Source organism: Lysobacterales bacterium (genome assembly GCA_016721845.1).
GTDB lineage: Bacteria > Pseudomonadota > Gammaproteobacteria > Xanthomonadales > Ahniellaceae > JADKHK01.
In genome coordinates this window covers 2009991-2022622 of sequence record JADKHK010000013.1, presented here as the reverse complement: position 1 = coordinate 2022622, position 12632 = coordinate 2009991, and the positions used below count along the sequence as shown (strand labels likewise).

Genomic DNA, 12632 nt, shown 5'->3' with positions numbered 1-12632 from the left:
GCAGGAATCATCATTCGGCAAGGGATGCCAGACGCGACAGCAGTTCCCGCAGTTCGGGATCGGTTGTCGCGGCTGCCGCGGCACTGAGGTGCTTGGCGGCGGCCGGGGAAAGCGGTTTCGCGGGTGTCTCCGATGGAACGGAGAACTCCGGCGCCGTTTTCACCACCAGCTTGGTCAGTGGTTCTGGCCAGAATGCGGCGGCAAGCGCGAGCAATCGCGATTGCTCGGTTCGCAGTCTGGCTGCCACTGCAGGCTGGCCGGTGACCAGCACCAGTGCATCCGAACGCACGTTGGCGACACAAAACCATGTCGCCCAGGGTTCGGAAAGCTGGCGACGCAACCGGGAGTCGAGCAGCTGCAAGAGTGCGGCGCGTTCGATCAGCGAGTGCAACGAAGGCGACCGTGCCTGACGCGATGCGTCAACGACATGGGAGAGGGACTTGCGGCTCGTATCCGTGGGCATGGCCATACCGACAGGTTAAACGAATGAACATCATCATTGTCGCAAAACCCGATGCCGGTACCCGCGTCTTCAGTCTGTCGGACAAGCGCGTGCGCGCTGCAGCAGGCATCGCCGCCGGTGTCGTCGTGTTCGGTCTGTTTGCGCTGGGGGCATGGTTTGGCGCTGCGTTCATCGGGCCGCGCCATCTGCGCGACCAGTTGAGCGGCGCGCGCACCGAACTGGTTCAGCAACAAGGCGAAGTGGAGCGTTTGAACGGTGTCGTTTCCCGTGACATGAACGCGTTGGCCCTGCGCCTTGGCCGCATCCAGGCCGAAACCACGCGCCTGAATGCACTCGGTGGTCGCTTGGCGAAGCTCGGCAATCTCGAAGACGGCGAGTTCAATTTCGGTTCCGAACCCGATCTCGGCGGCCCGGAACATGCCGGCCTCATGATCACTTCGGCGCCTGCCCAGATCTCGACCGAGATCGGTCGGCTGGAGCGGCAGATGGCGTCGCAGTCGCGGCAGCTCAGCGTGCTTGAAGAGCTGCTGGCCGGTCGCCAGCTGGATGCCAGCCTGATGCCTTCGGGCACCCCCGTTCGCTCGGGCTACATTTCATCGCGCTACGGCTATCGTTCCGATCCCCTGACCGGTGCACCGGATTTCCATCCCGGCATCGACTTCGACGGTGACTACGGTACCGAAATCCTGGCCGTTGGCTCTGGCGTGGTCTCGTTCTCCGGGGTGAAACCGGGCTACGGCAACACGATTGAGATCGACCACGGCAACGGCTACGTCACCCGTTACGGTCACAACTCGAAGAACCTCGTGGCGGTCGGCGATCCGGTCCGTGACGGCGACGTGATCGGCAAGGTGGGTTCGACCGGTCGATCGACCGGAACGCATGTACACTTTGAAGTCTGGCGCGACGGTCGTGTCATCAATCCGAACGAATTCGTGCGCCAGCCGGGCTGAGCGCGCTTGTAATCGCCGCGACCGACCCCAAACGTGAAGCTTTCGTGGGGCCGCCTGCCCGGGCGGCCTTTTCGTTTCCGGATTCCATACCTTACGCGTCGAGACCATGCTCAATCAGATCCTGACCCGCCTGTTCGGCAGTCGCAATGAACGCCTGCTCAAGGGCTACGAGAAGACCAAGCAGCAGATCAACGCGCTTGAGCCCAAGATGCAACAACTCTCCGATGCCGAACTCCAGGCCAAGACCGCCGAGTTCAAGCTTCGAATCGAGAAAGGCGAGACGCTGGACGCGCTGCTTCCGGAAGCCTTCGCGGTCATGCGCGAAGCGAGCCTGCGCGTGCTCGGCATGCGTCACTACGACGTCCAGCTGATCGGCGGCATGGTCCTGCACCAGGGCAAGATCGCGGAGATGCGCACCGGCGAGGGCAAGACCCTGGTCGGCACCCTGCCGGTGTACCTGAATGCGTTGGCCGGCAAGGGTGTGCATGTCGTCACCGTCAACGATTACCTGGCCAAACGCGACGCCGCCTGGATGGGCCGCGTCTACAACTGGCTGGGGTTGTCGGTGGGCGTTGTCTATCCGGGCATGGACCACGCGGACAAGCGCGCCGCCTACGCCGCGGACATCACCTACGGCACCAACAACGAATACGGTTTCGACTACCTGCGCGACAACATGGCGCTGTCTGCAGACGATCGCCACCAGCGTGGACAGTTCTTCGCGATCGTCGACGAAGTCGACTCCATCCTGATCGACGAGGCGCGCACGCCGCTGATCATTTCGGGTCCGGCGGACGAGTCGCCGCAGCTTTATCTGCGAGTGAACGCGGTCGTGCCGCAACTCACCCGCCAGAAAACCGAGGAAGGCGAGGGCGATTTCTTCGTCGACGAGAAGCAGAAGCAGGTGCACCTGTCGGAAGCCGGCATGGAGCATTCCGAGGCGCTGATGCGTGCGGCCGGCATTATCGGCGCGGAAGACAGTCTGTACGACGCGCACAACATCATGGTCGTGCATCACCTCAATGCCGCTTTGCGCGCGCACAACCTCTATCAGCGCGATGTCGACTACATCGTCCGCGACGGCGAAGTGATCATCGTCGACGAATTCACCGGTCGTACGCTCTCCGGCCGCCGCTGGTCCGATGGCCTGCATCAGGCCGTCGAGGCCAAGGAAGGCGTGCCGATCCAGCGCGAGAACCATACGCTGGCCTCGATCACATTCCAGAACTACTTCCGCCTGTACAAGAAGCTGGCCGGGATGACCGGCACGGCCGACACCGAAGCCTACGAGTTCCAGCAGATCTACGGACTTGAAGTGGCGGTGATCCCGACGCATCGACCGATGGTCCGCAAGGACCATCCGGACTTGGTGTTCCTGAAGACCGACGCCAAGTGGACCGCGATCATCGAGGACATCAAGGTCTGCCATGCGCGCAAGCAACCGGTGCTGGTCGGCACGACGTCGATCGAAGTCTCGGAGATGCTCGGCGAACGCCTTGAAGCGCTGCGTATCCCGCATCAGGTGCTGAACGCGAAGCAGCACGAGCGCGAAGCGCATATCGTCGCCCAGGCGGGACGTCCCGGTGCGGTGACGATCGCGACCAACATGGCGGGTCGCGGCACCGACATCGTGCTGGGCGGCAATCTCGATGCCGAACTGGCCCTGCTGCCGGCCGACGCCAGCGACGCCGATCGTGCCCGGATCAAGTCCGAATGGCAGAAGCGCCATGATGAAGTGCTCGCCGCCGGCGGCTTGCACATCATCGGCAGTGAGCGTCACGAGTCGCGCCGCATCGACAATCAGCTGCGTGGCCGTTCCGGTCGTCAGGGCGATGCCGGTTCGAGCCGCTTCTTCCTGTCGCTGCAGGACAACCTGATGCGCATCTTCGCCCCCGACTGGGTGACGAAGTGGATGCAGATCTTCGGCATGAAGGACGACGACGCGCTGGAGGACCGCATGGTCTCGCGCCAGATCGAGAAGGCGCAGCGCAAGGTCGAGGCGCACAACTTCGACGTGCGCAAGAACCTGCTCGAATACGACGACGTCGCCAACGACCAGCGCAAGGTGATCTACGCGCAACGCAACGAATTGCTGGAACCGAACGACATCAAGGATACGGTCGACAGTCTGCGTGTCGACGTGGTCGAGGGCCTCGCGCGCCGCTTCGTGCCGGTGAACAGCATTGCCGACCAGTGGGATATCGCCGGACTCGAGCACGCGCTGACGACCGATCTCGGCATCCAGATCGACGTGAAGCGTCATCTCGATGCGCACGAAGACCTGGAAGAATCGACGCTGGTCGAAAAAGTCCAGGAGGACGTCGATCGCTACTTCCGCGAGAAGGAAGCGACCATGGGCAGCGAGTTCATGCGCGCGGTCGAGAAGCACTTCCTGCTGCGCGTGCTCGATACGCAGTGGCGCGACCATCTCGCGAACATGGATTACCTCCGTCAGGGCATTCACTTGCGCGGCTATGCGCAGAAGCAGCCGAAGCAGGAATACAAGCGCGAAGCCTTCGAACTGTTCACGCAGATGCTCGATCGCGTGAAGCAGGAGACGGTGACGATCCTCGCGCGCGTGCGTGTGCAGAGCGAAGACGAAGTCGCCCGCATGGAGCAGCAGCAACAGGCGCAGGCGCGTCAGCAGCAGCAAGGCATGGCCTTCCAGCATCCCGACACCGGAAACTATGGCGTCGACGAAGAGGCCGAGCAGGCGCAGGCAATGGCGGCGGGTGCGGCGAATCTGCCCAAGGTCGGGCGCAATGACCCTTGCCCCTGCGGTTCCGGCAAGAAATTCAAGCAGTGCCACGGCCAGCTGGCCTGAACGCCTGACGGCGGCGATCACGCCATGCGTGTCGTCGCCGCCGTACTCGAGGATGTTTCGGGCCGAGTCCTGCTTGCGCAGCGTCCGCAGGGCAAGACGGACGCTGGTCTTTGGGAATTTCCGGGCGGCAAGATCGAATCGGGTGAATCCGGCTTCGAAGCCGTACGCCGCGAGCTGCGAGAAGAGCTTGGGATCGATGTCGCAGCTGCGGCGCGCTTCATGTGCGTCCGTCGGTCGCGTCCGGTTGGCGCGCTCGTGCTTGAAGCCTGGCGCGTGTCCAGTTGGCGAGGCGAACCGGTTGCACACGAGCACAGCGCATTGCGCTGGCGGTTTCCCCGCGATGCGTTGTCCTTGTCCCTGTGCGAGGCCGACGAACCGATCTGTCGCGCCGCGGGTTGGCCGACGACCTACGCGATCACGCCGGATCCCGGTGCCGATCTCGCTGCCGATTACCTGGACCGGATCGAGGCCGGATTGCGTCGCGGTATCCGCCTGCTGCAATGGCGCGCGCCGTCGCTGGCTGCCCCGATGTACCGAGACGTCGCGATCGAACTGCGCAGGCTGACGCGATCATGCGGTGCCCGTTTGTTGCTCAACGCGACGCCCGATCTGGCGGTCGAACTCGGCGCCGACGGCGTGCATCTGAACACTGCGCGGCTGATGGCGCTGTCTCGACCCTGTGCGCGCCCCGAAGGATTCCTGGTCGCCGCATCGACGCACAGTCGACGCGAACTGCTGCAAGCAGCGGCCATCGGCGCAGATTTCGTGGTGATCTCGCCGATCCGCGCTACGGTGTCACATGCCCACGATCATCCGATCGGATGGCATGGATTTCGCGCATTGCACGATGACAGCGACTTGCCGGCCTATGCACTGGGAGGCGTCGCGCCTCGCGATCTGGACGACGCGCGTGCGCAGGGTGCCCTGGGTGTGGCCGGTATCAGTGCTTTCTGGTGAGTGCGGCCTGCCAGTCGACCCACGCGGCATCAACCCTCGACTGCAATTCCGCGAGCGTGCCATCGTTCGCAAGCACTTCGTCGGCGATGGCCAGTCGGCGCGAACGCGGCGCCTGCGCAGCAATCATGTTCAGCGCGAGCGCGGCATCGACTTTGTCGCGCTGCATCAGTCTTGCCTGCTGGGTCGCCGTGCGGGCATCAACCATCACGGTGCGATCGACCCAGTCGTAGTGCCCGCTCTCGACCAGCAATGGAATGGCCAGGACGACGATGCCGTTGCGGTCGGATGCGCCGCGCTTCAGCGCTTCGCGCACGCGCGGATGCACGATCGCTTCCAGCGCTCGGCGTTCGTCGGCACTCGCGAAGATGTGTTCGCGCATGGCGCGACGATCCAGTGAGCCGTCAGCAAGCAGGACCGAGGGTCCAAAACGCGTCGTGATTTCCTTCAGGCCCGATGTGCCGGGTGCGACGACCTCGCGACTGATCTGGTCGGCGTCGAGAATCTGCGCGCCGAGCTCTTGCAAGCGTTCGGTGACCGCCGTCTTCCCGGAGGCAATGCCGCCCGACAGTGCGATCGCATACGCTGCCATGGTTCAGTAGAAGCCCATCGCGTGCTTGTAAGTCGCGATGATCCAGTCGCCGTAAAGGAACTGCAGCCAGCCGGCGATCGCCAGAAACGGACCGAACGGAATTGGCGTCTGGCGGTCGCGTCCCTTCGCGATCAGGATGGCGGTGCCGATCACCGCGCCGACCAGCGATGACATCAGCACGATCGGGATCAGGCCCTGCGGGCCGACAAAGGCACCGAGCGCGGCCAACAGCTTGAAATCGCCGAAGCCCATGCCCTCCTTGCCGGTGACCAGCTTGAACAGCCAGTACACGCTCCACAGGCTCAAGTAACCCAAGGCCGCGCCCCAGATCGCCTGCACCGGTGACACGTACAGCGACGCCGTTGCCGCTGCCAGAAGACCCAGCCAGAGGGCCGGCAAGGTGAACTGATCGGGGAGCAGCGTGGTCCGGAAGTCGATACCCGAGGCGGCGACCAGGATCCAGGTCAGCAGCAAGGCAATGCCGCCTTCCCAGCCGGGTCCGAAATGCGCAATGACGGCAGCCGACGCCGCGCCGGTCAGCAGTTCCACCAACAGGTACTGGATCGAAATGGGCGACTTGCACGACCGACAGCGCCCGCGCAGCACCAGATAGCTGAACACCGGAATGTTCTCGTACCAGGACAGCTGGTGTCCGCACTTCGGACAGCGCGAGCGATCGGCGACCAGACCTGGCGGCTGTGCCTCGTCGGACTCCGGCAACTCCAGAATTTCGCGTGCCTCGCGCTTCCACGCAAACTCAAGCCGCGGCGGCGTACGCAGGATCACGACATTGAGGAAACTGCCGATCAACAGGCCCAGAACGAACACGGCGGTCACGAGGACCGCCGTGTTCTCAAACAGCCACCCAAACTCCAGCATGTCGAATCAAACCACTGCGCCGAGCTTGAAGATCGGTAGGTACATGGCAATGACCAAGCTGCCGACCATGCCGCCGATGATGACGATGATGAAAGGCTCAAGCAGACTGGTCAGTGTATCGACAGCATTGTTGACCTCGCGCTCGTAGAACTCCGCGACCTTGAACAACATCGTGTCCAAGGCACCCGCTTCTTCGCCGATCGAGGTCATCTGTTCGACCATGGTCGGAAACAGGTTTACCTGCCGCATCGCGATCGCCAGCGAATAGCCGACCGCGACATCTTCCTTCATTTTAAGCACAGCTTGCGAATAGATGATGTTGCCGGTTGCGCCGGCGACGGTTTCCAGTGCTTCGACCAGCGGCACACCGGACTTGAACGTCAGCGCTAGCGTGCGAGAAAAACGCGCCACGGCTGATGCATGCAGGATGCCACCGATGACCGGCAGCTTCAGCATCAATCGCGCCATCGTGTGCTGGAACGAATCCGAGCGCTTGTAGAGTTGCACGGAGGCGTAACTTAGGCCAAATCCGATCGCCAGAATGGCCCACCAGTAGCCGACCACGAACTCGGAGAGATGTAGGACCATCAATGTGAACGCCGGCAAATCCGCACCAAAGCTCGCGAACACTGACTTGAACTGGGGCACAACGAAGATCAGCAGGATCGCGCTGACGATGATCGCGACCGCGATCACTGCTGCAGGGTAGAACAGCGCCTTCTTGATCTTGCCTTTCAGGGCTTCAATATTTTCCTTATAGCTGGCGACGGTATCGAGCACGGTGTCGAGCACGCCCGCCGACTCGCCGGCCTTTACCAAATTTCGATACAACTCGTCGAAGTAGTAAGGGTGCCGCCCGATCGCCTCGTGCAGGCTCGAGCCGCCCTCAATGTTTGACTTGATGTCGTTCAGCATGTCGGCCAAAGCCGCGTTCTTGGTGCCCGAAGCAATGAGGTCAAAGGCCTGCACCATGGGTACACCCGACGACATCATCGTTGCAATCTGGCGACTGAAGGTCGCGATGTCCTGGGCAGTGATCTTGCCCCTCTTGGCGAACATGCCGGCCTTGCGCTCGGCAACCTTGCTGGGATTGATGCCTTGCTTGCGCAAGTCGGCCTTGGCCAGATTCGCGTTCTTGGCGCGAACCTCTCCGTGCATCTTCTTTCCGCGCTTGTCGGTACCCTCCCATTTGAAGATCGGCATGGTCTCGCCGCGCTGCACGGGGGTATGCACTTTTCGCGTTGCGGTCTTGGGTGCAGTCGCAGTTGCCATGGCTTAATCCTTGGTCACGCGGTTGATCTCGGCGAGGCTTGTAAAACCGTCCTTGCATTTTTTCAGTGCCGACTGTCGCAGATCGTTGACGCCGATGCGAAGGGAGACTTCGGCAATCTGGTTGGCGTTGCCGCCGGAAAGGATAATGCTCTGGATCTCTTCGGTCATGGGCATCACCTGATAGATGCCGACGCGTCCCTTGTAGCCGTCGTTGCAGCCGGAGCAGCCGACGGCCTCGTAGATCGTCATGGTGTCGATGTCTTCCGGCTTGAACCCTTCTGCGAGCAACGCTTCCTTCGGAATCTTGAGCGGGCGCTTGCAGTCGTGCAGTCGGCGTGCGAGCCGCTGCGCCGTGATCAGGGTCACCGCCGACGTGATGTTGTAGGGCGCGATGCCCATGTTCATCAGGCGCGCAATGGTTTGCGGCGCATCGTTGGTATGCAGGGTCGAGAGCACAAAGTGGCCCGTCTGTGCGGCCTTGATCGCGATCTCGGCGGTCTCAAGGTCGCGGATCTCACCGACCATGATGATGTCGGGGTCTTGGCGAAGGAAGGAGCGAAGCGCCGCCGCGAAGGTCATACCCTTCTTGGCGTTCTGCTGCACCTGATTGATTCCAAACACTCGGATTTCGACTGGATCCTCGGCCGTCGAAATGTTCACGGCCTCGGTGTTCAGAATGTTCAGGCCGGTGTACAGCGACACCGTCTTGCCGGAACCGGTGGGTCCCGTCACGAGCACCATGCCGTAAGGCTTCTGGATCGCGTCGAGGAACAGCTTGCGCTGCTCTTCCTCGTAGCCGAGCTTCTCGATACCGAGCTTGGCTGCGGAGGCATCAAGCACGCGCAACACGACCTTTTCGCCGAAGAGGGTTGGACAGGTCGAGACGCGGAAGTCGATCGACTTCGTCTTCGAGATGTTGAGCTTGATGCGACCGTCCTGAGGTACTCGCCGTTCGGCGATATCGAGGCCGGACATGACCTTGAGGCGCGCCGAAATGCGTGGCGACAGCTTGACCGGAGCATTTGCAACTGCGCGCAGCATGCCGTCAATGCGCAGGCGCACGCGCACGGCGGTTTCGAAAGGTTCAAAGTGAATGTCCGACGCGCCGCGTTTCAGGGCATCCAGCAGCACCTTATTGACGAAGCGCACGACCGGCGTGTCGTCGCCACCGGCGTCGACACCGGAACCGCTGCCCCCATCGTCATCGAGATCCCCGCTCTCGGATTCGAGATCGGTCAATCCTTCGTCGTCATCGTCGCCACCGGCGTTCAACTGGTCGGCGCCGGCCAGTGCGGTGTCAATCATGCGCTCCAGGGTGTCGAGAGGCACGAGGATCGGCTCGACCGGCATGTTCGCAGCGAACTTGATGTCGTCCAGTGCGCGCAAATTGGTCGGGTCCGAGATACCGACGAACAGGCGATTGCCACGTTTCCACAGCGGCAGCGCCTTGTGCGTCTGGATCAGCTTCTCCTCAACGAGTTTGATCGGCATCACTCGTGGATCGACCGCACGAACATCGATCAGCGGAATTCCGAACTCGATTGATGCTGCATTCGCCACTGCCGCGGCCGGGGCAATGCCGTTCTGGACGAAATAGCTGACCAGCGGGATCTTTTGCTTTGAGGATTCTTCGACGGCCTTGCGCGCCGCTTCCTCTGGTACCACACCCTCGGCAGCCAATCGTCGGGCAATGCCGGGCATGCCTGCGAGCGAATTGGAGCTGGGGGTCGCCATTGATCGAGTCCTTAGGGGAACCGGCTAGACTTTACCGCAAACAGGATAGCGCGTTCATCCAATACTTCCGAATGTTGGGCTATGTCTCTGGCTCGATTCGTAGTTGAGACTTGGCTTTGGGTGCAGGTGAAGCGCGGCGATGCCCTCTTTTAGGAGAATTTGATGTGTGGATTCGCCGGATTTGTGGCCTTTGGGCAATCTCGCCTAGATCAGAATATCCGTTCGGCGATCCTCACTCGCATGAGCAAGGCAATCGCGCACCGAGGACCGAATGATGAGCAGTTCTACGACGATGGCACGCTCTCACTGGTATTTCGTCGGCTCTCAATCATCGACCTGGCCGGGGGGCAGCAGCCCATCCAAAACGCGCGCGGCAATCTGCTGACTGTCGTCAACGGCGAGATCTACAATCATCAAGAGCTTCGCAGAAGCTTTGACGCAAGTCATGCGTTTGCGACCCATTCGGACTCCGAAGTACCGATGCATCTCTACGAGCGCGACGGTATTTCCGCACTCACGATGCTCGACGGCATGTTTGCACTGATGATCTGGGACCGCGAGGCACGCCAACTGCTGCTCGCGCGCGATCGAATGGGCATCAAGCCGCTATATGTCGCAAAGTTGCCCGACGGAGTGCTGTTCGGCTCCGAATTGAAGGCACTCATGGTGCATCCCCAGTGCCCGCGCGAAATTGACTGGAAGTCGCTGGAGCAACCAACGTTTCTCATGCGGACGCCGGTCCCGACATATGTCCGAGATGTCGAGCATCTCCCCGGAGGACACTATCTGAGATTTGACGCCAATGGGTTACGCAGTGACGCATATTGGCGAATCGATGATCATGTCGCGAGTACTCCGTTTGGCAATGAGGCTCGCGCTTATCGTGAGGCTTATGACGATCGTGTCGAAAAGGCGATCGTCTCGCATCTGCTCTCCGACGTGCCCGTCGGGTTGCATCTAAGCGGTGGCACCGATTCTTCGCTGATCGCCGCAGTTGCTGCAAGACATAAGGCCGATCTCGCTTGTTTCACCGTCGTTGAGCGAACATCATTCCGTGCCGGTGACGTGGACTCTGCACGACGCCTGACGGAAACGCTGGGTTTGCCTTGGCATCCGGTCATGTTCGATTTCCGAACTCTTCTTGATGACATTCAGTTCGATTTGGCGCGTCTGGAACAATCGGTCGCGACGATGGATTCGCCGCGTTTCAACCCAGAGTGGATACTCAAGGAGGAGCTCCATCGCTTTGCGCGACGAGAGCATCCGCAGCTCAAGGTCGTTCTGCTTGGACAAGGTGCGGACGAGTTTGCGGGGGGGTATTCGCATCGAATCGATCGCCCCAGCGCGAATTGGGCTCAATACTTGGACGAAGAAGTGCGCTCTGGTTTGAGACGTTTTGCTGCCGTCGCAGCGGGCATGCCGGACCGATTCAGCGCACTGGCGCGGAGTACGTCGAATTCCAGTACCGATCCCTATCACCAGTTCATGCAACTGCAGATCCACCAGCTGCAGTGCTACAACTTGTGGCACGAGGATCGCACCAGCATGGCGCAGAGCTTGGAGGCCCGGGTTCCGTTCCTCGATCACCATCTCGTTGAGTTGCTGGCGTCCGTTCCGGCGTCGTTGCATCCGGAATTGTTCTGGAACAAGTCAATTGTGAGGGATGCGCTCTCGCGTCGATTGCCCACGTACGACCGGAACCATCCCAAGGTTCCATTTGTCAGCACCGACGATCAACGCTCGATACAAATCGTCGTGTACGAGATGTTGCGGCGGGTCGCGGAGCCATTCATCGAGAAGTACCTCGACATCGATGACGGTCCATTCGACGCGAATGCGCTCATCTCCCAGCTACGCCGCACGGTGGCGCGTAGCGGGTCGTTCTATGATGACAGCTGGAGGCTGCTCGAGTGCATCGCCGTGGTCATCTTCGTGCGCCAATGCCAGATCGATTTCGACGAGAACTTCAGTGCTGTGCGAGGTCGTACCAGTCAATTGACCGAACTCGGCGACCTGCTCTGGGACGACGTGCGCCAGTTGTATTCAGCCGAGCCTGTACTTGCCAGCCACGCTTGGCGTCGCGATGACCGTCTTCGCCTGCCGGCCGAGGCCGAGATTCTGTTCGCGCCGGAAGAAGGCGGTGTCCAACGAGTTGTTCTCCTTGGTGCTGGAGCTACCGTCGCAGCAATCAATGTCCCGGAGTCGCACCAATGGGTAACGCAAATGTTGCGCAATCTTGGCCGCGGCGTCGCCGCCGAATTCAAGGTATCGGACTGGATCGAGGAATTCGATGTGCCGGAGCAGCCGTTCATCCAAATCCTGAACATGCTGTACCAGGCCGGGTTCATCATTCCAGAAGGCTAAAGCTGCCCAGAACTAAAACGCCCCTCACGCGAGGGGCGTTTTGATCAACGTGATTGTCGAGAGTGTCTCTTCAACGATCAGCCGCAGGACTGAGGTACATAGCGGGCCGGGGCTCCCGTGCAGGCCCAAGTTACGGTGCTCGTAGCCCAGGTCGGCGTCAGCGTCACTGAAACGGCGGCACCGCACGAGGTCACTGCATCGGCAGCACAAGAAATCGTGACTTCACCCGTCGCTGCATCCAAAGTGGCTGCCGAGATCTTGCCGACGACTGCCGGAGCAGAGCAGGTGCCGCCAGTTGCGGAACCTGCAAGCTGCGACGCTTCGGTGACACAGGTGCGAGTCGAGCTGGCTGCCAGGATAATTTCCGACACACGGGAACGAATGGTGTAGTCCTGATAGGCCGGCAGCGCGATCGCGGCGAGAATGCCGATGATGGCGACGACAATCATCAGCTCGATGAGAGTAAAGCCTTGTTGAGTCTTCTTCATGGGGAACCCCTATTCAGTTGGACTTCTAGCAACTTCACATTCGCGGAGTTGGCTGTTCACTTGGGATGCCTGTCGCCCAATTAGAAAAGCAAATACGCGACCAAAATAT

10 protein-coding genes are annotated in these 12632 nt (G+C 61.1%); 4 read left to right on the top strand and 6 right to left on the bottom strand.

Annotated elements, in window-relative coordinates; all coding sequences use genetic code 11:
* Positions 1–10 precede the first annotated feature (10 nt).
* Positions 11–361, bottom strand: a complete 351-nt coding sequence (locus IPP28_16585; protein ID MBL0042615.1) for a DUF721 domain-containing protein — start codon at positions 359–361, stop codon at positions 11–13.
* A 125-nt stretch (positions 362–486) separates the two neighbouring features.
* On the opposite strand from IPP28_16585, the gene IPP28_16580 reads away from it, so the two are divergent.
* The 3 genes from IPP28_16580 to IPP28_16570 all read left to right on the top strand — a co-directional run bounded on the left by IPP28_16580 (position 487) and on the right by IPP28_16570 (position 5197).
* Positions 487–1416 carry a M23 family metallopeptidase gene (locus IPP28_16580; GenBank protein ID MBL0042614.1) on the top strand — a complete coding sequence of 310 codons (930 nt, stop codon included), beginning with the start codon at positions 487–489 and terminating at the stop codon, positions 1414–1416.
* A 106-nt stretch (positions 1417–1522) separates the two neighbouring features.
* Positions 1523–4240, top strand: a complete 2718-nt coding sequence (gene secA / locus IPP28_16575) for a preprotein translocase subunit SecA (protein ID MBL0042613.1) — start codon at positions 1523–1525, stop codon at positions 4238–4240.
* A gap of 24 nt (positions 4241–4264) precedes the next feature.
* Positions 4265–5197: a Nudix family hydrolase gene (locus IPP28_16570; protein ID MBL0042612.1), complete on the top strand. Its 933-nt coding sequence runs from the start codon at positions 4265–4267 to the stop codon at positions 5195–5197.
* Here the strand turns inward: IPP28_16570 and IPP28_16565 are convergent.
* The 4 genes from IPP28_16565 to pilB all read right to left on the bottom strand — a co-directional run bounded on the left by IPP28_16565 (position 5181) and on the right by pilB (position 9671).
* Entirely contained in the window at positions 5181–5786 is a 606-nt protein-coding gene (locus IPP28_16565; GenBank protein ID MBL0042611.1) for a dephospho-CoA kinase, read from the bottom strand. The genes IPP28_16570 and IPP28_16565 overlap by 17 nt on opposite strands.
* A gap of 3 nt (positions 5787–5789) precedes the next feature.
* Entirely contained in the window at positions 5790–6665 is an 876-nt protein-coding gene (locus IPP28_16560) for a prepilin peptidase (protein ID MBL0042610.1), read from the bottom strand.
* Positions 6666–6671: 6 nt separating this feature from the next.
* The gene (locus IPP28_16555) at positions 6672–7868 is read right to left on the bottom strand and encodes a type II secretion system F family protein (protein ID MBL0042609.1); all 1197 of its coding nucleotides are present in this window, start codon (positions 7866–7868) and stop codon (positions 6672–6674) included.
* A gap of 72 nt (positions 7869–7940) precedes the next feature.
* Positions 7941–9671: a type IV-A pilus assembly ATPase PilB gene (gene pilB / locus IPP28_16550; protein MBL0042608.1), complete on the bottom strand. Its 1731-nt coding sequence runs from the start codon at positions 9669–9671 to the stop codon at positions 7941–7943.
* Between the two features lie 162 nt (positions 9672–9833).
* Between pilB and asnB the strand changes: the two genes are divergently transcribed.
* Entirely contained in the window at positions 9834–12035 is a 2202-nt protein-coding gene (asnB, locus tag IPP28_16545) for an asparagine synthase (glutamine-hydrolyzing) (protein ID MBL0042607.1), read from the top strand.
* A gap of 77 nt (positions 12036–12112) precedes the next feature.
* On the opposite strand, the gene IPP28_16540 is transcribed toward asnB, so the two are convergent.
* Positions 12113–12523: a pilin gene (locus tag IPP28_16540; GenBank protein ID MBL0042606.1), complete on the bottom strand. Its 411-nt coding sequence runs from the start codon at positions 12521–12523 to the stop codon at positions 12113–12115.
* Positions 12524–12632 lie beyond the last annotated feature (109 nt).

Bases quoted from the DNA above. Each gene is read 5' to 3' on its own strand.
- IPP28_16580 (MBL0042614.1), top strand. From the start codon at position 487: ATGAACATCATCATTGTCGCAAAACCCGATGCCGGTACCCGCGTCTTC.
- secA (MBL0042613.1), top strand. From the start codon at position 1,523: ATGCTCAATCAGATCCTGACCCGCCTGTTCGGCAGTCGCAATGAACGC.
- IPP28_16570 (MBL0042612.1), top strand. From the start codon at position 4,265: ATGCGTGTCGTCGCCGCCGTACTCGAGGATGTTTCGGGCCGAGTCCTG.
- IPP28_16565 (MBL0042611.1), bottom strand. From the start codon at position 5,786: ATGGCAGCGTATGCGATCGCACTGTCGGGCGGCATTGCCTCCGGGAAG.
- IPP28_16560 (MBL0042610.1), bottom strand. From the start codon at position 6,665: ATGCTGGAGTTTGGGTGGCTGTTTGAGAACACGGCGGTCCTCGTGACC.
- IPP28_16555 (MBL0042609.1), bottom strand. From the start codon at position 7,868: ATGCCGATCTTCAAATGGGAGGGTACCGACAAGCGCGGAAAGAAGATG.
- pilB (MBL0042608.1), bottom strand. From the start codon at position 9,671: ATGGCGACCCCCAGCTCCAATTCGCTCGCAGGCATGCCCGGCATTGCC.
- asnB (MBL0042607.1), top strand. From the start codon at position 9,834: ATGTGTGGATTCGCCGGATTTGTGGCCTTTGGGCAATCTCGCCTAGAT.
- IPP28_16540 (MBL0042606.1), bottom strand. From the start codon at position 12,523: ATGAAGAAGACTCAACAAGGCTTTACTCTCATCGAGCTGATGATTGTC.